Source organism: Sphingobacterium sp. UBA3549 (genome assembly GCF_002376635.1).
Classification (GTDB): domain Bacteria; phylum Bacteroidota; class Bacteroidia; order Sphingobacteriales; family Sphingobacteriaceae; genus Sphingobacterium.
The window spans coordinates 564,414-588,678 of sequence record NZ_DFOE01000037.1 but is presented as its reverse complement, the minus strand read 5'-3'; the positions used below and the strand labels follow the sequence as shown (position 1 = coordinate 588,678).

Annotated in this window: 12 protein-coding genes; all 12 read right to left on the bottom strand. The window is 42.6% G+C overall.

The features are described 5' to 3' along the window. Positions 1–65 precede the first annotated feature (65 nt). The 12 genes from B2W36_RS21030 to B2W36_RS20975 all read right to left on the bottom strand — a co-directional run bounded on the left by B2W36_RS21030 (position 66) and on the right by B2W36_RS20975 (position 24,265). Entirely contained in the window at positions 66–1,517 is a 1,452-nt protein-coding gene (locus tag B2W36_RS21030) for a hypothetical protein (RefSeq protein WP_293889445.1), read from the bottom strand. Between the two features lie 210 nt (positions 1,518–1,727). Continuing rightward, on the bottom strand, positions 1,728–3,884 hold the full coding sequence (locus tag B2W36_RS21025; RefSeq protein ID WP_293889444.1) for a hypothetical protein: 2,157 nt from the start codon (positions 3,882–3,884) through the stop codon (positions 1,728–1,730). Positions 3,885–3,970: 86 nt separating this feature from the next. Then, positions 3,971–7,558 carry a DUF4450 domain-containing protein gene (locus B2W36_RS21020; RefSeq protein WP_293889443.1) on the bottom strand — a complete coding sequence of 1,196 codons (3,588 nt, stop codon included), beginning with the start codon at positions 7,556–7,558 and terminating at the stop codon, positions 3,971–3,973. Between the two features lie 108 nt (positions 7,559–7,666). Then, the gene (locus B2W36_RS21015) at positions 7,667–9,067 is read right to left on the bottom strand and encodes a glycoside hydrolase family 28 protein (RefSeq protein ID WP_293882849.1); all 1,401 of its coding nucleotides are present in this window, start codon (positions 9,065–9,067) and stop codon (positions 7,667–7,669) included. Positions 9,068–9,199: 132 nt separating this feature from the next. Beyond that, the gene (locus tag B2W36_RS21010) at positions 9,200–10,261 is read right to left on the bottom strand and encodes a glycoside hydrolase family protein (RefSeq protein ID WP_293889442.1); all 1,062 of its coding nucleotides are present in this window, start codon (positions 10,259–10,261) and stop codon (positions 9,200–9,202) included. A 189-nt stretch (positions 10,262–10,450) separates the two neighbouring features. After that, positions 10,451–11,956 (bottom strand): RagB/SusD family nutrient uptake outer membrane protein, encoded by a 1,506-nt coding sequence (locus tag B2W36_RS21005; protein WP_293889441.1) that lies wholly within the window; start codon positions 11,954–11,956, stop codon positions 10,451–10,453. A gap of 4 nt (positions 11,957–11,960) precedes the next feature. Further along, positions 11,961–15,134, bottom strand: coding sequence for a SusC/RagA family TonB-linked outer membrane protein (locus B2W36_RS21000; RefSeq protein WP_293889440.1), 3,174 nt, complete (start codon positions 15,132–15,134; stop codon positions 11,961–11,963). A 280-nt stretch (positions 15,135–15,414) separates the two neighbouring features. Next, on the bottom strand, positions 15,415–18,156 hold the full coding sequence (locus B2W36_RS20995; RefSeq protein ID WP_293882860.1) for a glycosyl hydrolase: 2,742 nt from the start codon (positions 18,154–18,156) through the stop codon (positions 15,415–15,417). A 12-nt stretch (positions 18,157–18,168) separates the two neighbouring features. Then, the gene (rhaM, locus tag B2W36_RS20990; RefSeq protein WP_209578238.1) at positions 18,169–18,480 is read right to left on the bottom strand and encodes an L-rhamnose mutarotase; all 312 of its coding nucleotides are present in this window, start codon (positions 18,478–18,480) and stop codon (positions 18,169–18,171) included. 41 nt (positions 18,481–18,521) lie between these two features. Beyond that, positions 18,522–21,479, bottom strand: coding sequence for a sugar-binding domain-containing protein (locus B2W36_RS20985; protein ID WP_293889439.1), 2,958 nt, complete (start codon positions 21,477–21,479; stop codon positions 18,522–18,524). A 1-nt stretch (position 21,480) separates the two neighbouring features. After that, positions 21,481–22,635, bottom strand: coding sequence for a glycoside hydrolase family 88 protein (locus B2W36_RS20980; RefSeq protein ID WP_293882867.1), 1,155 nt, complete (start codon positions 22,633–22,635; stop codon positions 21,481–21,483). Between the two features lie 19 nt (positions 22,636–22,654). Continuing rightward, the gene (locus tag B2W36_RS20975) at positions 22,655–24,265 is read right to left on the bottom strand and encodes an arylsulfatase (protein ID WP_293889438.1); all 1,611 of its coding nucleotides are present in this window, start codon (positions 24,263–24,265) and stop codon (positions 22,655–22,657) included.

Sequence of the window (24,265 nt, the reverse complement as noted above, 5' to 3'; positions counted from 1 at the left end):
TGCCAATTTGTTAATAATGGCATTGGTTTATAATTGGAGTTTGATGATCGGGAACTAAACTATATTTATTTCTGAGCAAGCAGGATCAAATAGGCTTCGAGATTGAGGTAACCTTTGAACAACTGCTGAGTACTTAATTGCAGTGCATCCGCACGATTGTTTTTGTCCAGCTTTAACTTTTCCTCCCATTCATCCGGTATTCCATCTCCATCTGAATCCAACGGGATATCTGCGCTCTCATAATAACCTAAACCGCCATTTTCCAAGGGAAGGTCAGATTCCCGATAGGTATAAAATCCCAAAGTTCCTTTACTTTGTAGCTCAGTGACTAAAAAAGCATCTACTTGGTCTCTTTGGGGCAATATGGCACCGACGTTATTGATCAGGTACGTATAGGCATCTTTGGCACTTAATTTTGGTCTCACAGAGGGATAGGCCGTGTAAACGTCGATGGTTTTAAAATTCTCTGCGGCAATGCCCGGGTACCAGATTTCATTCGCTTCAATGCGTTGCCCGTCCAATATGCCATTTTGATTGTTATCAAAGTAATTACCCGACTGATAGAGGTTAAAGTTGCCGTTTCCTCGCGAGAACGGCGTTGTTTTGGTCTTGGGTGTTGACGGCCCACCAACAAAATAATTGTTCAATATGGTCACATTAGACTCCCCGGAGGATTCTCCTCCTAGAATATAGGCATTGGCAGATATTGCATGATCCGGATAGGTTGTATTTGCATTCCCAAAGTTATAGATAACATTGTTCACAAATTCGTTGACTCCTTTGACTTTTGGATTTCTAGTTTTGTTACTATGATAAAGGGATCTGATAATCGATATTTTTCCACTAGTCTGTATCAATCCGCCAGCGGAATGATTATGGCGCTGCAGGCCTTGACCAATAATCGAATTTTGAATGGTGATACTATCCGGTTCATTTCCTTTATTATCCCAATTAATGGAAAATACCTCATCTAAGCCCCAAGAGAAAGACATATGATCGAGCATGATATTTTTTCCATTTGCAATACCAGAAGCATCATCATTTTTTCCTGCCCCTGCATTGGCTCCAAGCCTAATGCGAAGAAAACGTGCTATCGTTTCATTTGATCCTGTAAAAGAGACCTTTCTTCCATAGAGTACAATGCCCTGTCCTGGAGCGGTGTGACCTGCAATTGTCGTATGTGCTGCAATGGATACATTCGATTTGAGGTAAACAATCCCAGCAACCTTGAATAAAACGAAACGTCCTGGTTTGCTGACTGCATCCCGAAAAGAGCCTGGTCCGCTGTCATTCAGATTCGTCACAAAGTAGACGCTTGGCGTGATTGCTGCTCTTGCGCCTTTCGCAAAACGGCCGAAGCCCTCTGCTCCAGGGAAAGCTACTAATGCAGAACCGTCTGCTGTGGCATTGTGCGCTATCCATTCAATCCAGTCCAGCTTTGAAATAAGCCCCTCTTTAGCGCAAGAAATAAATATCATAGCCAAAGCGCCAAAAGAAAATAGACACCTTCTTTTCATAATAATGAATTTTCAAGCCAACTCGCGTTAGCTTTTGGGTTTATAATTGTATCATATTGGTTGATTCAATATTACACAATGCAACCGGTTTCATCATCCTGCACTGTACTGCTATATGTCCAAACGACACATTGATACTCAGAGGCTATCGGTGCTTTTCAAAGGGGGACACTATCCTTTGGCCATCGTTCTTATTTTCTATATCATCTATTAAGGCATTTTTTTAAATCCTTCTTTTTTTATAACCCATGAACCATCTTTTGGAAATCCAGGAAGATCACCTGTGGACGCATCCCAACCTTCAAGCATCATGGCAACGGTTGTTAACACACCGCCATTGCCGGGCAGATAGATTCTGAGCCGTCCATCTTGGTAATTATGACCATTTTTGAGATAGGTATTGGTCTGGGCATTCATAAATAGTGCATCAAGTGCTTTATTGGGAAGATTTAGACGAGCAGCATTCATGGCCGTCATCGGGAAATCCCATCCCCAGGTTTTTTCCCAATGCCATTTCTTCCAAATGACATCCAGCGTATTTTTCATCACATCTTTATTGAGCTTCGCGGATTCAGGAACCATGCCCAATGCACCGAGTACCGCAGGATGGTCTGTCATCCATCGATCGTAAGTATAAGAATCGGGCGCAGTTTCCGTGGCCAGGTAGCAGTTGTCTTTCATTGGTAAGGGAGCTAATTTGTCAATAACTTCATCCCATTTTGCCACCCTTGGTTCTCCCAGACGCTCCTTCCATTGTTGGGCGATACGCAGCGCCCAATCCCAATAAGCAACCTCATAAGTAGGGTTCAGTGTTTCGGAAGCTTTGAATACTTCTTGCGCCGGAATAACTCCCTTTCCGATATTATAGCGACCTGTTACTCGATCATAATGGGCAAAGTCAGCCATAAAATCAGCCGTTGCAAACACCAAGTCCTTGTATTTTTTCAAGACATCCAGGTTCTTTTTGTCCCGGTACGCCAATTCCGTCATGTAAATGATATGAGGCTGTTGCCAGACTAAAAAAGCAGCTACAGATGAGGGACTTTCATGGCCATCGTTGTCAGACATTTTAATCCATCGAACGCCTTGATAGCCTTGCCGCTCGGCCAGTGCCCTGGCCTTTTTAAACGTCCTAAAATAATAGTCTAATGTTTTTTCCATCATGTCTGATCGTCCCCATAATGCAAAATGCACAGCATGCCACCAATGCATTTCCGTGTGTGGTTTTCCATACCAACTATTAAAAGTGAGGCCTGTTTCTTGGGGCGGATTGCTTCCGCCACATTGTACTTTTGTCAGGTATTGAGAGAGTACAACTCTTCTTTCCAATTCATTGGCTCTTGGGTCTGTGCTGCCTGCAAAGTCTACCGCAGCACCACTTTCCCAAAAACGCTTCCAGGTATCGGTACTTTCGGCAGCAGCTTCCGTAAACCCATACCCACATTCGTCATCGTTGTTTGTTTCTGCAAACGCAAATGAAAAATCAAACTCTCCCAGTGTACTAGCGGGTTGGTACACAAAGTAATGCGAAACCTTATTTTTTAGGGTTCCTTGGGAGTAATTCAGTTTTGTAACATAACTTGTGCCCTGCAACTGATGATTTATCACTGCACCATTTACCGCTTGCGCTACGAGGGTTGTTTTATGATCATTCACCTGATCATAGTTGGTACCTTCATCCAGAAATTTTCCGCTTGGGTAAGGATACTGTATAAATATTTTAAGCCTTTGCTGTGCAATCAATGGCGAAGCGACATGTACAGCAATACGGTCACTTCCTTGATATGCGGCCGTTTTTACGGCAATTGGCTCTCCCTCTATGCGAAATTCACTGGTAATAATACCGGTCCAGAGATTTAATTCCTGCCAAATGCCTTCAATATCCTTGACCGTAGCCCGTTGGCCATTTTTTAGATACAGCTCCAAACCCACGTTCCCTAATTGCAGGCGATGTTTGTTTTCTCTAAAATAGTTTACTGCACCGGCATTACGCGCTGGCTCCTTCAGCTGCACACTATATTTTGCACTCCGGCCTTCGTTGTTAAAGTCGTAAGATTGTAAGGTTTCCTCAAATTTATAGTTCTTAGTATTTGGAAAGGCGTCCCAACCCCACTCAGACTGCGTTCCTAAAGAAACTCCGTTTTTGTAATAGATCGGAAAAGATTGCATCCCTGTAGCATCGACCGTATAGGCAAAGGTACCATTCCCCACGGTTAGCGATGCTAAAGTATCCATAACATGATTGGAGACGTTATGCCTTTTAACGACATTTTCTCGATTAATTTTAGTCCCTTGCTGAGCTAACACCAACATAGGATTTAAGGCACTTATAAGGAAAGTGAAAATAATACTAAACTTCTTTTTCATCTATATTGTATTTTTAGATATACGCTACCCCAGTGCACGATTTCTACTAGAAATTTCGGCGTACATTTTAATATTTCTTAATTTATCTATCGGATTAAAGTGAGACTTATCAGACCGATGACCGCATCGTTTGCTACAGCAATAAGCTCTACGGATTGGAGCGTCTTTTTTACGTTTAACGGTAAATCCAATAAGGTAGCCGCTCCGCCTTCAATGGCTCTGCTGCTATATCCTTTGATATCGGTGTAATGCTTCCAGGTTCCTCCCTTATAAAGCTCTCCAGACTTCAAACTGATTCGGTAAGGAATTCGTTCATCGGGGAGTTCAAAAGCGTGGTTGTCATCGAGGTAATCCTGTTCGATAGGCCACCAGTTTATAGGATTGATGAGATCTAACGTATCTAAAGTTCCATCGGTATAATTGACCTTAATCTTGGCGTTGATAAACTGGGATTGCATCGGATTTGTAGAACCGGCGACCAAGAGATACATTTTGCTGGCCTGGCCCGCTAAAGGTATTTTGACGCTTGTCGGATAATTATCCCACTGGCTGACAAAGACAACATTTTTGGAGTCATTTTTTAGCTGAAACGGAATACCTAGGTATGTTAGATCCTTCTGCTCGGCTTTTTTCATGATTCCGCTGTCATCAATATTCGCCGTCGTCAATGGATAACACCAATTGCCTATCCCTTGCCAAGGGAGTTGCAACGTCGGACCTTCTGGTCGCGGCGAAAGATATTGCTGTTGAAATATATCTGTCAAACGGGCATTGTAATAATTTGATAAATTTTGTTTCAAAAAACTCGGTTTATCCTTAATCGTCCAATCGGTATAATCTATTTTTTGAAGATATGTCTTCCCACGCAGATAAAAGTTGTTTGTTCCTTTCGAAAAGATACTACTTGGAAGCTGCAGTTCTTTTGCTTCATTAGATTTTAAATTTAAGGGAGCCTGGAAACTGTTATGCTCAATTTTGAGGTCCTGCGGGTGAACGGAACGATTTTCTACGATTAACCCATAACCTGCACCCTTTTTTACAATCGTTGCTTTCAATGGTGGTAATAACCGAATATCAACGGCTTGCCACCAAATCATCTCTCCCTGCTGAAGCTTCACAAAAAAGGTCCCTAACCGCTCTTGCTGTACGAAAGAAAATTTTTGCCCTATGCTGTTTACAATGAGACCTTGAGGATCGAAGCTTTCCAACAGTTGGGTATTAGCAGCTAAGGGGACTGACCAATGATCGGTGAATGCTTGCTCTACATTTCTGGTTTCTATTCTTTCGAGTTGACCATCACCGATGATCGAAATATCGAAATCTTTGTCAGGGTCAGATTCAATCACGACATATGGCCTATTAATAGCTGAAGATTTTAGCGACCACTTGGCTTCCTTTCCATTGACCTTCACGGCACGTACCGCTGTAAAATCTACTGGAACTTCCAACGTAAGTTTTACTGGCATTGCATAACGCGTGTTAATTTGAAATGTAATAGTGGTGTTATCTTTTTTATAAGCGTAACTCCATTGCGGCAATTCGATCCGCGCATGATTCCATGTCGATGGGAAACCAGGTTTAATAAACAATTGTTTGTCCAATAGACGCGGATGCACGCCAAATAATCCTTCGACTAAGGTACGAGATGCCACACCAATAGGGTCGGCAAAATCACGGTATAATTCGCCTCTAAATGCATCGTAATGGGAAAGCTGCTGAAAGTTGGCTGGACTGATCCCATGGTACATACTTTCCATGAGGTTACTTTTCCAGAGCTGATAAGCATCATCTGCCCGACCAGATTGCCAATAGGCCAATGCTGTCTGTAGATTCTCTGCCAAAGCAACATTATTGATCGACCAAGTGTAGGGCTGCCATGTCGTCGTGGGCAAAGTATACAGGTGCTGTTGCACTTGTCCGTTGACATGAATAGGAATCTTTGGCAAATAATTAGTTACATATTGCAGGTTTTGATAGCTTTCAAAATCATCCAGTATAGCAGCATCTGCAGCGTGATAAATGGTCCATAAACCCGGATTTTCGTGTACAAGCTGATTGCCAAGCGCATCCTGAAATTCTGCGAAATATCCCTTTTCTTTTAGCCAAAGTCGGTTTTTTAATGCCTGTTGAATCTTATTAGCTTCCTGTTGATAGGGATTTGCATCTTCACCGATAACCTTTGCGAGTTTGGCCATCATCTGATACGCACGATACATATAAGCGGTCGTATGCGTGACAGCCCCACCAGAATATTGCAATCCATCGCTGGCCCAGATCGCACAATAGGCATCGTACAGGCCATCATTGTCACGATCAAAATTGCGCTTTTCCCAATTGAGATGCCGGGTCAGGATAGGCCACATCTCTTTGATATAAGCGACATCCCCGGTATAATTAAAATGTGACAATAGTTGATCGATAAAGACCAAGTTCATATCGTAGTGATGGGGGACAGAATTGTTATTGGGATTGCGGGAAATATAGCCACTGGAAAACATGGAGGTGCCCATTTTCTCCAAATGTCGTGCGAGGTGTAATGCGGTATCCATCACTACGGGGCCGGAGCTTGGTTCCATTACCTGCGAATTGGCGTAGCTCGAAAAGTGTTCTTTCGCCCTATCGTGCCAGCCCAACACATCTGCTGTATAAGCTCCCCGCCAGGCATTCAATCGCATACGCCATGCCACAGCACCATGCAGAAAAGTAGGCGATTCCCAAATACCGTCAGCAGCTACCGACAATGCTGCACCCAAATTATTGATAAAGCGATCCGGTGTATTTATTTTGACCCGACCGGCTAAGGAAGCTCTTTTCTGTTCTGCTTGTTCAAAGATCTTCGCTATGGAGCTTTCAGAAAATTCCGTGGCCGAAAGCTTACCCTTAGCGATTTGAATATAATGTGTTTTTTCAGTCAGATCATATTCTCCCACAAGAATAGGGCTGCCCCTATTTTCCAGGTTCGCCAGATTGGAAAGATCATCCAAAACCTTAGCATCTGACACGCGCAGCTTTGAGAGATCGGAAAAACTACCTTGCATAAACTGCGGCTCATTTTTACTGTTTTGATACCTGAGCTCAAAACTATATTTATGTAGTCTATAGTGGTTACGCTCACAATACGCTGGAAGAAGGTAAAACCCTGATTCAGGATCAGCGCCTATGTCGCCATTTCTACTGAATGTTTGTCCGCTCGCTCCCCCATAGATAGCATACAGCTGTACATCAGATTTAACGTTTTTCGGCTGTAGTTTTACGATCATCCCCTCAGCATTGGCCTGCGCCAGGACAGTAATATCAATATAACCCTTTCCTAATAAAGCATCTTGAATACGATAGTGCATCGCTCCAGGTCGATACCTTGTCTCTATGTGATCGGCATCAATCATTTTTTTTCGCAGTTGCTTGTTGCCTAACACAAATTGCAGATTACCGCCCATTCCTGGCATGTATAACGCGAATTCGGGTAGATCTCCTGCTTCAACGCGGGATGCGAGGTTATTACCATAAAGCGCGCGATTAAATCGATATCGCCCATTGACCAGCAGGAAGTCACCCTGATCTTCGGTATAATGTAACGTGCGGTCATTATCTTGCCAATGCTTGGATTGAGCAAGAGTTTTCTGTAAAAATACGGCAATCGAAAAGCAACAAAAAATCAAACACTTTCGTATCATATCAATAATTATTTCATGCATTAGCGATGCTGAGCTTTCTTTTTTAATGAAAAACATGCTACTTCATGGCCAATGGACTTTAAATTTTCTCGTGACGGATAGGTTATGCTAATCGAAAGACCTGATTTCCTTCCCATTAACAATGACATTCTTTAGTGTTACATGCTTTAGGTAATCCACTTTATAGGCTTCTTTTACACCTTCAATTTTACAATTCACCATTGTAAAACCAGTGACAGGTGACGATTCATAAGCCGTGGAGAGCACAGCATACTTGCCGCCACCTTTTACCTGAAGGTTTTCGACCCAGATATTCCGAATCGTCGGAATATGTTTTCCGGGCTTTTCATAAAACATATTAAAACGCACAGCAGCTTCTTTATACTGTCCCACCTGTGTGTTATAAAAAAACACATTTTCGATAGTACCGCCTCTACTTGAACTGGTCTTTATCCGAAGGGCACGATCTAGATTTGGACTATCCATGACATTGTTCAGCGCGTAAATATTTTTAGCTCCGCCGGCAATCTCGCTACCGATAACGACACCGCCATGTCCATCTTTCATTTCACAATTTTCGATGATATGATTCTCCGCAGGTCGACCAATATTGCGGCCATCTTCGTCTCGTCCAGACTTAATGGCAATACAATCATCGCCGGTATCAAAATAGCAATTCCTGATCCATACATTTTTACTTGCTTCGGGATCACAGCCATCATTATTAGGTCCATGACTCACCACTTTCACTCCTTCAATCAACACATTCTCACATAGGACAGGATTGAGATTCCACATCGGAGAATTAATTAACTTCACGTCAGCAATCCAGACATTTTTGCATAGATAAGGTTGTACAAAATTGGGCCGGAGAAAATTTCCGTCGCCAAATACCCTTTTGTGCGGATTGATCTCTTCGGCCATCTGCTGATGCAAAATTGCACGTGCAGGCTTTTGTTCGCCAGGGCGGCCTTCATGCCAACCATATTTTCTCGCACCGCACCAATACCACCAATGATCATTGTCGGCATTTCCATCCAACAATCCTTTTCCCGTAATGGCAATGTTTTCTTCTTTATACGCATAGATGAATGGGGAAAAATTGACACATTCCATACCTTCCCAACGTGTGAATACCATTGGGTAATCTGCGCTATCTCTACTGAACAGTATCGTTGCGCCTTCACTAACGTGAAGATTGACATTGCTTTTCAAATAAATAGCACCGGTCAAGTATACCCCTTTAGGAACCACCACCCGTCCTCCACCTTGCTTATTGCACGTTTCAATTGCTTCTTTAAAAGCTGCTGTATTTTTTGTCTTTCCATCTCCAAGTGCCCCAAAATCGGTGATGGAATAATCTTTATTTCTAAATGAGGGGGCCACAATAATCTTTTTAAGCTGTTCAATTTCTTTTAGGGGCTGCTGGGCACTGCTCCAGGTCGCCTGTTGCGCTTGACCTGCTGCGCAGGCAAAAATTGCGAGGAGCATACTAAGAATCTTTTTCATTGACTTATAATTGTTTCTGGTTATACTTAAATATATGAGTGGGCACCTCCAGCCCACTGGCATCGATGTTTAAGATACAAGGGCACCATTGTGCTGTTACTTACTCAAAGTCTACAAAACGATGGTATATCTTCACAGGATCTCAAAAACGTATGTTGTTGAAGTACCGGCGGCACCACCCTGTGTGGCTCCAAAAAGGAAACGCGGTTCATCTGTTTTTTTATCCATCAGGATCATAGGTCTTTCAAGTCTGCCAAAGCGCTTCAAGTTTGCGGGTGGCGGCGGCTCCTGAATATATGTTGATAAATTTAAATAGGCTACTTGCGGTTCAGACCATTTAACGCCATCCGATGATTTTAAGATCAATCCATATTCGTGATTGTAAAACCCCATATCCCTAGCTAACAAACAATACTGTTCATCCTGTTTCCATACAAAAGCATCTTCAAGCTGCGCATTATGAGGACGATCAGAAAAATCAATTACCGGATGTTCGGATACTTTCATATAGGGTCCCAATGGATGTTCAGCTTTGGCCAATCCATACTTTCGATTTCCTCGAACAGGACCTTTATCCTGTACGTATTCAGCGGTATTCCAAGATTTATAATACAGCCAAAATTTACCATCGTTACCTTTTAGAAATGCTGGGTTTGTGGTACAATGATCATCCCATGCACCTTCCGCTCCGGGCAACAAAATGGGATTATCGCTCCGTTTCCATGGTCCATCCAAGCTTGTAGAAGTTGCCACACCGATCCTCTTCGTATCTGTTTTTCCATTGGAGTTTCCCATATAAAAAAGATAATAGGTATCCGCTATCTTTTTTATCAGAGGATTATGGCAGGTTGTACTATCCCAAAATCCTTCCCGAGGTTGTAGAACAACATCCTTATGTTGGAATGTTTCATAGGGAGAATCAGCAACTGCGTGCCCTATCTCAGAACCTTTGATCCAGCCTCCCATCCCTTTTTCCTTTCGCCAACGTGAATAAAAAAGATGAACCTTACCATCATCCCCCCAGATCGGAGATGAGCACCAAATAAAATAATCCTGTAATTGTAAAGAGCGACCAATCGGTTTCAATGTGAAATAGGACGACGCTATTCCGCCTTTTCGCCCCGATGTAGCTAGAGGGAGCAACGTTGATATCCACAAAAATGCATTTGATTTTAAGAAGAATCTTCTATCCATTTAACACTTCCTTCCCGTGATTTACAATTTGGTTTAATTAGACTCGCAGTGATCGGCGAATCAAGCTGTAAGATAAGAAAACTAGCGAAGGGACCTATCCTGCGCTATCCTGTAACCGAATGCATTTTTACAAAAAAAACCTACCCGTTCAGAACGGGTAGGTTAGGTTGAGTTTGATTATAAAAATTATTAATAGCCTGGATTCTGTGTATATAAGCCCGGACTATTGTCTAGTTCGGATTGTGGCACTGGATAGAGCACATAATTGACTTGGAAATCTGACATCTGCTTTGCGACATCCTCTTTCGTGATCCAAGCCTTCATGACAGATTCCACATTACCGCTGCGGACAAGATCAAACCAACGCAGCCCTTCACCAACAAATTCCCGTCTCCTTTCGTCCATCAGCTGCGATTTAGTGACATTGGTCAGCTCACTTGTCAATCCAGCGCGCTTTCGGATTTGATTGACTACCGCATCTACATCCGTTTGAATAGCCCCAGGGGCGCCATTCAATATACACTCCGCCTTTAGCAACAATAAATCACTATAGCGAAATACAATATAATTAATCGGCCAATCCATTCGATTTGCAGGCACTTTAGTAACATCCACAAATTTCTTAATAAAAGATCTTGTTTCAGCAACATTGCCATAGGTATATCCTTGCTGAATACTGAATGTTCTCCGACTATCGCTTGCATCATACGATTGAAGCAAGTCATCCGATACTGGCCTAATCGTGAGGCCTCCTTGCGTGGCCAGACCGAGTGAATTGAACCAATTGTCAGGCACAAGTACCCAAGGAAATGTAGCCCCAACAACGGGATTAGCACCGCTAGAATATTCAATATTAAAAACCACTTCCTTGTTGCGCTCATTACCATAATCAAAAATGCTATTATAGCTGGTCAGCAAACTAAATTCATTGCTATTGATTACCTCGTTGAACTGCTCCACGGCTTTCGCCCATTCATTGCTGTTTAAACCGGCACCTTCAATACCCAAAGTGGGCCCTGACCGCGTCATGTAAACCAATCCCAGCAACATTTTTGCAGCATATTTATTGACACGACCTTTATCAACAGCCGCATAGGCGCTGGGGGCTGGAAGGGCATTAATAGCCTTATTTAAATCTTCAATAATTAAGGCATATAGCTCCTCCACGTTGCTCCGCCCAATATTCTTAGCTTGACTGGCAGAGACCACCTTGTCAATCAGCGGTACTTTCCCGAAGTATCGAATCAAATCAAAATAAAAAAATGCACGCATAAATCGAGCTTCGCCTTCCATTCTATTACGAAGATTCACATCCGAGATGGCTGTAGCTCCATTCGCCTCAAGTTGTTCTAAATAATTGTTTACACGAAAGATACCGTTAAAATTTGTTTGCCAAGCTTCTATTACATAGGGGTTACTGGCAATGGTTTTATGAAAACTATTGATCCCTTCCCAATCTCGTACCCCACCATCAGAAACGGCGTATAAATTGTCAGATCGTGTCTCCGAAAGATTCATTAAGCGGTCTGGATATCCTCGTGTACTATTATATATGGCATTCAATCCTTGAACAAAATCATTCGTAGTCTTAAAGTACGTATCTGATGTTGCGTTCGAAATGGGCTGCTGGTCCAGATCCATTTTGCAAGATCCCAATAGACCCGCTATCAACAAAAATATACTCAATTTTTTCATTGTTTTAGAAATTTACGTTTAAACCAAATGTTATCGTTTTCGGAATTGCCAAGCCTCCATAATCACCTGCCTCGGGATAATCAGCACTCCCACTTAAATTTGTATTGGCAGATTCTGGATTCACACCGCCGTCATATTTGTCCTTTCCCCAAAGATTCTCCAATGTCACGAATAAACGGACTAAACTAAGTTTGGACTGACTTCCCAATTTCAGGTCTTTTACATTATAACCAAGAGTGACGTTGCGTAGGCGCCAATAATCCGAGGAATACAGCCAATCTGTATTTTTAATCCGCCCAAACGTTGAATAAGCTTTTCCAACACGGCCTTCTCCAGGCTCCTCTTCTGAACACCATCTATCCCGATAAAAACCAAGTGCATTGTCCGATGATCCTTGGCCCGTACGTCCCAATGCCCTTCCTAATAAGGAATAGATATGACCTCCATTCTGGCCTTGGAACATAAAACTCAGGTCAAAATTTTTATATTTAAAGTTGTTGGTTATCCCCCACACATAGCTAGGGTTTGGATGCCCCACAATCACACGGTCATTCGCATCAATCACACCATCCCCGTTGGCGTCCACATACCTTGGATCGCCTGCCTTTTGGCTACCATACAATGCCGCCCCAGCATCAATATCCGCCTGACTTAATATGCCATCTTGTTTCACGACATAAATACTGTACATCGGCTCACCAATCCGCAAAAGGCTATGTTGGATATCAAACGAAGATGGAATTAAAATTTCTTTTTGCTCCCCATCAAGTTTTGTTACCTTATTGGAATTATGACTGATGTTGAAAGAGGTAGACCATGAAAAATCCGATTTTCTGATCTGATGGGAAGTGAACTCAAAATCCCATCCTCGACTTTTCACTTCACCAGCATTATCCAAGTAGGAAGAAAACCCTGTCGCCAGCATGGAAGGGACATTTAATAATAAATCACTGCTTTTGCGCGTATACAAGTCAAACGATCCTGTAAGGCGTGAACCGAAAAGGCCAAAATCCAATCCAATATCATAAGTTCGTGATTTTTCCCATTTGAGATCCGGATTAATGATATTGCTTGGCGCCTGTCCCGAAGCAGATGAGCCATTTAACGAATAATTATAAAATCCCAATAAAGCAATACTGCTGTAATCACCTATATTGTTATTCCCAGATTCACCATAACTTCCACGTAATTTCAGCTCATTGATAAAGGCCATTGGTTTCATAAAATTCTCCTCTGAAAGACGCCAGCCCATGGATAACGATGGAAACCAACCCCATTTGGTATTGGATCCAAAACGCGATGAGCCGTCCCGACGAATACTTCCGGACAGTAAATACTTACCATCATAGGCATATTGGACACGCCCAAAATAAGAGAGCAAGACACTTTGTGTTGCACCTGTTGAAGCCACTGTAGCAACTGCGCCGTTCAACGTTGTTATAGAACTATTGGTATAACCGCCCTGCGAGGTGATGGAAGAAGTTTCAAGTTTATCAAAATTATAAGCTTGTCCCAACAGCGCAGTAACATCATGCTTGTCGATATTAAGGTGATAATTTAAGGTGTTTTCGTTCACAAAGGTCTGCTTTCGGTAAACACTATTGGATCCGTAGGTCGCTTGATTCGGATTATTGGTTCGGTTAGCCAAAGTTCCTCCAACTGTGTAAGGCTGAAATCTATTGCTCCGGCTATCGGTTTGATCCAAATTGACCGTAGTCTTAAAATTGAAGTTATCAAGAATATTGTATTGTCCATAAACTGTTCCCAGTAAACGTGAAATTTTGTTTTCCCCGATATAATAATTCAATTTAGCAATGGGATCATTTGTTGAAGTGCTCCAAGGATATTTTTCATTGTCAAAAACGTTTACTGTTCCTGCAGGATGATCCTGAACCGGTGACATCGAATAAATCTGATGCATGATATTATCCTTTCCTTCCACCCCTGGGTCATTTCCTATCGAATAAGTAGGTGCTAGGTTTAAACCGAATGCGAATTTCTTATTCGGTTTCACTTCAACGTTAGCCCTGGCAGTATAGTTTTTATAATCCAATCCTTTCACAATACCCTGCTGATTGAGATAATTCCCAGAGACATAATAATTGACAAATTCTGTCGCTCCCGACGCTGCAACCTGGTAATTTTGAATCACTCCTTTTCGATACGCTTCGTCCTGCCAGTTAATGAGGTGAAGCCCGGGATGTCCAGGCTCCAGCCAGCGGTCATCATACATATAAGATGTATTATATGTCCCGTCGGCGAGCCCCAATATTTTCCGCCGTTCGGCATTACTTTGGTTTGTCAGCCTTCCTGTACCCGAAGCTTCCCACTGCGCGTTGATCATCTCCACGGCTCTATCTATCCACTCCTCACCATTTAACATATCCAATTTCTTATAAGCCTCGGAAATACCGACATATGAATTGAGACTCAGTTTGGCCTGACCGCTCTTTCCACGCTTTGTGGTGATCAGGACCACGCCATTTGCTGCCCGGGATCCGTAAATAGCAGCCGCAGATGCATCTTTTAAAACCTCTACAGATTCAATATCATTGGGGTTCATATTGTCCAAAGGATTTCCCGAGGCATAGTTTCCGGAGCCATTTTGCGAGGCCGTTGACAATGGGAAACCATCAATGACATACAAGGGCTCACTACCAGCAGTAATAGACCCCGACCCCCTGACCTGTACACTTAACCCCTTTCCGGGAACACCCGTAGATTGCTTGACCCGTACGCCAGACATCTGCCCGATCAAGGCTTGATCAACCCGAGCAATAGGCCGTTCATCGAGATTTTCAGCGTTAAATTTTGAAACGGGTGCAATAAGATTAGTCCGCTTTTGCGTTCCATAGCCAATGACAACGACTTCGTCAAGAGCTTCTTGCTTGGACATCATGTCTACCTGCAAAAAAGAGCGGTTGGATACGATTAAGGTTTTAGATAGGTATTCTATCGAAGTGAAGGTAACTTTATCCCCCGGCTTGGCCACGATACCAAATTCACCATTTTTATTCGTCGTTCCACTACCTTTGCCGTTCACACGGATAGTCACTCCGCTAATAGGCTGACTTTTATCGTCAACAACTTTTCCTTTCAGCAGTTCTTGAGCATACAATACCTGAGTCAATGCCAACTGGATCATTACCACGGTACCATATCGTAAGCTATTTTTCATGGGTTGAAGTTTAAATTGTTACTTGTGATTTATATTGGTAACAGGAAGTTATAGCATCCCTTTAAACTAACTATCCTGAACTTACAGGTTCGCAGGTATCTCCGTTTATTTTAGAAAGCAAAAAGCCCCATTTAAGGGGCTTCTTGTAGTTATACAGGCCTATTATTGTAACAACTTGTTCTCTTTCTATCCGCACTAAAGCTACTGACCACTTTTTATGCTCGCAAAAAATCAATCAGATAAAGACAAGCTCGCACGAACACATCCAATCGTTTTTCATTTAATAACTCCAAATGGTTACGGGCCCAATCAGCCCACTTTCCATGGGCGCCCATTTGCTGGCATCAAAATCTTTATAATTGATATTGACGAAATTGATTTCGTGATAATTTCGCCAGGTAACTTTTTTGCGGTCCAAATAACTAATCCGGTTTGCCATTAAGTTGGCGACTTCAATACGAATCTTGTTTTCGCCATTTACCAATAATGGGGTAATATCCTGTTGAAAAGGAATTGACCATAACACACCCGCGTCCTTTCCGTTAATATATACTCTGGCACTTTCCGCAACACGCCCAAGCTTGAGTAGATATGATTTTGACAAGTCTTTATGGATAGAGAATGTTTTCTCGTAGTTTGCTGTACCCGAAAAATTAACGGCATCTTTATCGCCCCATTCGGTCCACGAAGAGAGCTGATCAAGCTTTTTAGCCTTTGGTAAAACAGGTCCTCCGGCAATAAAATTCACTTTCCAGTCGCGGTCCAATTGAGCCACTTGGTGTAACTCATCCTGATAGCGGAAAGGTTCGCTGGCTTGTTGCTCCGAGGCCAAGACAATCCAAGAATAACCCGATGGAATCTGCGCCCGTATCTTTCCATCAGATGATGGCAACTGATAGGTCCGCCCAGTCTGGGGATCCAATAAAGAATAATATTTCGCTTGTACATTCAGCGCGATATAGCGATCCACGGTCTGTCCGCTGTGATTGACTAAATAATAATAGGTATCCTTACCGGCAACTCTTCTTGAAAACTTTAGCCCGGTTTGATTAATCCGTTCAGGTAATATCTGTTCGGTTTCCAGGGCTGAATTAATATTTGTAGTCAAATAGATTTTTCCTTTTCCAAATGCTGTATACTGATTCGCTTTATCTTTATCGAACCCTAGTGATGCAATTAATTTATTGAACAGCGTGCGGCGTTGTTCTAATTGGCCGTAGCCAGGCACGGTCAGTGGTAATTCTTGGAAAATAATAGTTGCTCCCTGGTTGGCCATTTCCAGTATTTTCTGCAGGGTCACTTCAGAAAAATAATGACAGGCAGGTATATAAATTGCTCGATACGGGATCGCATCCTTTGATGTTTGTAATTTCCGGTCGTTTACTGTAGTTCCCGCCAAAATTTTATCAGTTGCAAAATCAAAGCTATACCCCCGTTTCTGCAGCTGAACACTTTGTTTATAAAATTGCGTTGGATGTAACCACTCGTCAACATCATGAACCTTTAGTGCCTTATCCATTCCTTTGGCATTATTCCAAATATCATAAATGGGCCAATATACCAGCAGTTCATTGTCGGCCCGGCTGGATTGAAGGATGGATTGCACACGCGTAATATATTGATTCAAACCAGTAAGGTGATCCCAGAACGAGTTTTGCGGAACAAAATTAACGGAAGCATAGAACAACCATCCCGGAAAAGGTACATTTTCTGGCGAATAGGTTGTCCCGTGATAGAATACATGATTCACCCCAGCGAGGAATAGTTGTTCGACTTCAGGTTTCGTTTGTGACAAGGAGGTTTTAAAATGTTCCGTAAGCCACGTGAATGTTTCCGAAGAAGTATATTTTTTACCGTATACATTTGTCGCCGATGTCGCAAATTTTGCCATCATGGGATCCGGGTCCACATTACGGATATCAGCAGTATCCCGTCTTAATCCGGGAAGATTGAAACTACTGGATCCAAAGGTTTCACACTCCGCAATATCTGTATCCGCATACAAGTCAATCAGATTTCCTGGAGATCCATGGGCTTGATTTTTTGAAATCGCACGATAGCGATGGGCAAAATCCGTAAATGGGATCAAGAAATTCTGGGCAAGCAGTGCATTCACAACTTCACGATAATCCGATTTAAGGCCTGCTGTTTTAGCTTCATCCTTACCTTTACCCACAAAATCTAGCAGGTTATCTTGAAGTTTGTATCCTTTTATCCGTTCGAATGATTGCAAAAACTCATCCGTCCAATTTGCCCCATATACTTCGTAGCTATCGTTAAAAAAAGCACGCACATGCAATGGTTTATCCTTAAAAGCTTCGGTAAATCTATTGAAATAAGATACGACAGATTGCTGCCCAAGGTGATCGAGCGTATACCCCGCTCCCCCCGGTGCGGCACGTTTGACTTTCTGCCCCGTTCTCCCAGAAAATACCGCTAATAGACGAATATCGGCAGGTGCTTCCCATGTTCCAGTGGTCTTTGAAATATAATCATCCAGTTTAATCTCACTATTGTCGGCTCTAAATGCCCGTAAAGCCTGCAGAAAGAAATAATGCTGTTTAGGATCCTTAGGTTTTAGGGGAAACGTGATCCTTTCACCTTTTTTCAGTTCAAATTCATCCAGGATTAATTTGGTAGCGGCATCCTTTTCTTTGATTTGAGGTCCCCCGAATGGCCACCCCGTACCCAAATTAATGTCTACCCCCATTCCCAAGGCATTGGCCTTATCCGTTGTTACACCCAACATATTCATCCATTGTGGTGAAAGAAAGTTCAGGTAGTTGGATTCAAATCCTTTAGCACCATAAATCGGTGTTACCTCGACGCCACCAAATCCGCTTTTGTCAAATAAGGTTAATTCACGTTCGAGATTAGGCCGGTCCACAGCTGAACCCAGCCACCACCAACGTGTCCAAGGTCTCATTTCTTTGGTAACTGCTGGCCATAGATCCTGCGCTATCGTTCGACCGACAGCCAAAAGATTACAGGCAAGCACTAATGATATATAGATTTTCTTCATGTTAAAATTAACCTAATCCATGTGAAACACCTTTTTCAAATTTATCGACACTGGGGAGTGGTCGGGATTTACGTCCATGATATCATGCATATAATCCCACCATTGCTGAACAATAACTTCCTTACCCAGCTCTTGTGACGAATGTCCTGCTAAATACTGAACCGCAAATAAAGTATCCGTCTCCTCATCCAAAAAAATGCTATAATCAGACACCCCGTTTTCGCGCAATAGGGTTATTAATTCTGGCCAGATCGCATCATGTCTCCGCTTGTATTCCGCAGACATGCCCGGTTTCAATTTCATTTTAAACGCTATTTTCTCCATTTCGTTTATGTACTGAACTATTTTATAATCGCCAAATATTCTTAATTAGCCAATACCTGATGTATGTCAGCTTCGATAATGCTCAAGGTACCTTTCGCCTTGGCGTCATTGCGTGCGATGCCATCATCAAGTTTCTTACCGCCCACTTCTACCTGATTATTTTCTTTCGCAGTAAAAGGTGCATTTTTAAGCTTTATAGTTACCCTTTCACCCTTTGTACGTGGGAAAGAAAGTGTGCAGTAACCTAGCGTAATATCTGTATTTCCCTCAAAAACAAGTTTGTCGTCTATGAAAACCTGTAGCGGATAGGATCTCGACCTAAAATTGTTCAATTTCAAATCAATCTCATCAATATCAGATTTTTCCTGTAAAGTATATGTAATCCATGCGGTACCTAGCTGGCCATCATTGACCCAATCCGACAGCTCATTATCATCGTAGGATTGTCCCACTTTATCTAGGTTAGCTCCAGCTGTCGCTGTGCGGATTTTGAGGCTCTTTTTCAGCTGGACCAAAGTAGCTTTCGCTGGACTCGGCCCCCGTTCTAAGAATGATGGTAAATTTTCATTAGATTCTTTTACAAAATAATTCCCCAACGTTTTGATAGGTTGCACCGTCCACACGGCTGAATCTGATAAAAGTCCATTAGATATCGCCTTCAACACCACCCGCCCAGATTTATCGTACTGCGTACGAAGTAATACGCGATTTATCCCCGCCTCTACCGGCAGCGATCGAACTAAAATATAATTATCAGGTCCCTGAGCAATACCACCGCGCCAATCCATCGGTCCATCTAAGTTGAAATCTATTCTGTTTGATGCCAATGGGCAGCGTACCCCATTCTTGTCAAGCACTTCAACTTCTGCTAATACCATATCATTTCCATCCGCAAATAGGCCATTTTTACCATGTTGTGCCGTTAAACGGATTTTATACGGTTCACCTGCGGTTCTAAGCTCCTTTGTATTCAATAATTTCCCTTCTTTGGTGAATGATTTCGCAGATAAGACCCCAGCCTCAAAATCAACAGCTGGAAAACGGTATAGGAAATTATATAGCTTTTCGGCTTTTCCCTGTACCTTACCGTTTACAGCTAATTCGACCCGATCAGCTGCAGAAACGACCAATACATCTTTTTTCGTTCCAGGAGCATAGTTCCAGTGCCCTACCAGATACAATCCTTTTGGATCTGGAGCAATCCAGCCATCCCACATAACCTGATGAGCATAGTAAGCGTCTTTGGGAATACGCATGGCATCTACTTCGCCACTTCTTCTGTAGTTCTCCTTTCCTCTAAAATGAGTATTGGAATCCGAAAAGATAATATTGACGCCGCCTGAATTTACGCGATCACCAGTACCGGGACGCATCTTCCAATATTCCCACCAACGATGTACAGCTTCAATGACATAACTATCTTGATTCCTATTATAATCACTGGCATCTACGCCTTTATAAAGTGGCCCTTCACCATCCTTGTGAAATGGATAACTCAATTCATCCCAATATTTACGTAAGGCTTCGTCCCGCATATATTCGGTTGCAATCGTGGGGTGGCGTGCACTTTTATTGATATATAGCATTTCACCGCCATATTCAGCTAGCTTACTATCCAACATTTCGCGAGAGCCAATGGCGCGCCCACCAGCTGGATCGTATTGATCGCGGATAGCTTTCATCTCAGCCATATGCTCTTCCGAAATAGACTCGTTTCCACATTCATAAAACAGAACACTGGGATTGTTCCTATAATAAATAATTGCATCACGCATCAGCTCCGTTCGCTGCTCCCAACGTCTACCTTGTGTATCTTTTTCGGCATCTCCTGCGGGTAGCATTTGCATCAATCCCACACGATCACAGGATTCAACATCCTGTTTCCAAGGTGTTACGTGCATCCAACGAACCAAATTGGCATTGCTTCTGACCATCAGCCCATTGCTAAAATCACTTAACCAAGGCGCTACAGACAAACCAACAGCAGGCCATTCATTACTTGTACGCTGTGCATAGCCCTTCATCATCAATACCTGATCATTCAGATATACCATCCCATCTTTAAAAGCCGTTTTTCGAAACCCTGTTTTCGTTTGTACAGCGTCTATAGTTTTGTTGTCCTGTACAATTTTTGTCGTAACCGTATAAAGATAGCCGTAGCCCCAGCTCCAAAAATTAACATGATTCATGGCTGAGTTCATGGTCAATTGCTGGGTTTGATTGGCAGGAAGATTGAACGTTTTTGAAAACGTTTTTACCAATTTTCCTTCAGCATTACGTACTTCGGCAACAAAATCTACCACGCTCGATCTATCGGTTTCATTTTTCACCTCGGAAGAAACGAAAAGATCCAATGTCTTTTTAGGGATGTTTATATTTTTTGCATAGACGTAAACACCCGTAGTCTTTAAATTGGAATACAATGGTAGGGTCTGATAAATTTTGGAAGCAAAGTGGATCCACACATTTTTGGGAATTCCGCCATAGTTTGCATTAAAGTTTTTATCGTTCCATTGATAAGTGCTATTTGTTGCCTTTTCACGATAGCTCCAACTATTGTCTATACGTATGGCCAAAATATTTTCGCCATCTCTATTCATCAGATCTGATAAATCAAATCCGGCGGCCATGACGCCATTTTCATGACGCCCTATAAATTTCCCGTTAAGATAAAATTCTCCACCGAAGCGAATCCCCTCAAATTCCAAAAAGACCTTATCAGAAGTAACTCCCTTGGGAATAGTAAACTTTTTTCGATACCAAACAATAGTTGCCGAAAGGTCATGTATCGCTTTTGCGAAAGCTTCATCTTCATTCCAAGCTTGAGGCAAGGCAACCTGTTGCCATGTACGATCATCGAAGCCTACAGCAGAGGCATCGCTTATATCGCCGATGTGATAACGCCAGTCAGCGTTAAAACTAAAAGTCGTTCTCCCTGCTTGAGCATAGGTACCGAATGAAAGCAGCAGGCAACAAAAGATAAAGAATAACCTTTTCATCTTATCTTGCCAACATTTTATAGACTTCTGTTCCACCTAATAAGAAACAACCCAAACCGTAATCTTCAAAATCCGGCTGACTTGAAAAACTGACCGGCTGACCATCCTTAGGTTCCTTTCCCGTTCCTTGTAAATAGCCCAAAAAACCAGAAGGGTGTACCGCTTCTGCTGTCATTGCTTTCCACGCCTTTTCTACAACAGGTCGATATATTTTAGCATCTAGGAAACCATTATTGATGCCCCAGGCCATACCATAGACAAACAGTGCAGTGCCTGAAGTTTCACGCCCACCAAAATTTGTCGGATCGTGTAGACTGACATTCCAGAATCCATCCGGTCTTTGAATAGGAACAAGTGCTTCCATCATAGCTTTATAATCCGACAAGTACTCGGCACGATGTGCTTCGTTCTCCGGAATCAAAGAGAGTACCCTAACCAAAGCTGCCACAACCCATCCATTGCCACGTGACCAATAGCAATCCTCACCATTCGGCTCCTTGTAAGGAGGAACAAAATCCTTATCGCGCCACCAAAGTTTATCGGCCTTGTTATACAGGCCTCCACCTTCTTGCGTTTTTGAATGATGATACATTTTATACATGTAATCAAAGTAAGTTTGATCCTTCGTCATTACCCCAAGTTTAGCATAAATTGGCATGGCCATTTGTATAGCATCAATCCAGGTCCAATCGTCTACTTTTCCAGATTTGATAATGTAATCAATATTGGCTTTAATCTTTTGGATACGCTCAGGCTTCGCTTCAATTTCATAGAGATCCAGGTAGGTCTGCCCACAAGCTTGGTCATCGGCATTTCGAGTTTCCAAACCGTTGCGCATACCCCAGTCATGTTTATTTCCCCAATCCACAGCATAATTGTAGTATTCGTTATTTTTATCAATCTGATAAAGTGCCATGAGCCCTTCGTAATAAACGGCCCGGGTCCAGATATTGCTCGGCCGCCAACGGTTGGTATAGATCGGTTTACCGGTATCTGTCCATTTGTTCATGAAATAACGATTGGTCAGCTGCAACGACTGAAGTACATCTACAGCGGTTAATTCCTGCTTCTGTTCGACAACTTTCTTCGTCGATGAACATGCTGAAAGGAAAAACGCAATCATCAAAGTGGCCGTATAAATATTAAATAGTTTCATGCTTTGTTTGCTTTATAATTTATTTATCAGGAGAATTTCCCTTTTTTTGTACAAGTTTTTCGTATGGTATCACTCCGACTCTTTTAGCCCAATTTTCATAGACCTGAATCATTTCATGATATATTTTCGGAAAAGTGGTGGACAAGTCTACCGTTTCGCTCCGATCGTTTTCTAAATCATACAGATACCAGCTGTGTTCAGGATAGGAAGACACAAGTTTCCATTTTCCTTTGCGCACAGCTTTGTTGCCCTCATGCTCAAAACAAATTTCCCTATTAACATCCCCTTTTTGTGCTGTCCATAGTGGAAGCAAGGACAATCCTTCCATCGGTTTAATCGTATTACCTGCATAGGTTTTAGGATAGCTTGCTCCTGACCATTGCGCCAAGGTTGGCATGATATCGATCAAATGGGCTGGCCTATCAAACTGTTTTCCTACTGGCAGGAATTTCGGTCCATAAGCGATAAATCCGGTGGCATTCCCACCCTCAAACTCCCAATGCTTGAACTTTTTGAAAGGCGTATTGCTCACTGCAGCACCTTCAACTCCATAAGCTGTAAAAGAGCGTGGGTGACTGGCAGGAAATTCGTTAGCCGCTCTAATTTCTGCTGTAAATCCAGCATTGCTTATCGTTTCATTACTCGCGCCGTTATCAGAGAGAAAGATAAAAACAGTGTTGTCCAATTGCCCCTTCGATCGGAGGAAATCAACCAGTCTGCCAACATTCTGATCCAATTCGTCTACCATCGCCGCGTAGACAGCCATCTTTTCATCCCATTTGACTTTTTCTTCCCAACTGCAATCATTCCAATTTCGCAATGTCGTATCAATTGGTGACAATTTGGTCGTTGGCGGCAATATCCCTAACTGCTGCTGTTTTTGAAAACGCTTTTCACGAATAGCCTCCCATCCTTCCATATATTTACCCCGATACTTTGCAATATCCTGAGGTTTGGCATGTATAGGCCAGTGGGGAGCCTGAAAAGCGAGGTATAGAAAAAAAGGATTCTCTTTTTTAGTTTCTAAATGCTCACCAATGAAAGTCATTGCATAATCTGTATAGGCATCCGAGCTATAGTAATCTTTTGGCGGAACGATCGCCTCATTGTCCAAGGCTATCGTTAATGTTTGATTGGGGCGATAAGGCCGGTTTTCAAAGTAGCTGTTTGCTCCATCAATTAGCCCATAGTAGCGCTGAAATCCACGCTGCCGGGGCCAATTTTCCTTTTCCTGTCCAACATGCCACTTCCCAGCCATATAGGTTCCATAACCTGCGCTTTTCAATAGTTCGGCCAATGTGATCGAATTTCTGTTCAAATAACCCTGATAGGCTGGAAAAGGACGCTTGTTCATCATATCGCCGACTCCCGCCTGATGCGGATATAATCCGGTCAATAGGGAAGCACGCGATGGACAACAACGCGAAGCATTATAAAAATTAGTCATCTTAATCCCTTCCTTTGCCATTTTATCCAGATTTGGAGTCTGAATTTCAGAACCAAAGCAACCCAAATCGGAATAGCCCATATCATCGGCCAGAATCAACACAATATTGGGCCGTTGCTGTGCATGCACTTCAAATAGGGTCAACAGAAAAAAGATCGCCAGAGGAAAGGTAGATTTCTTCAT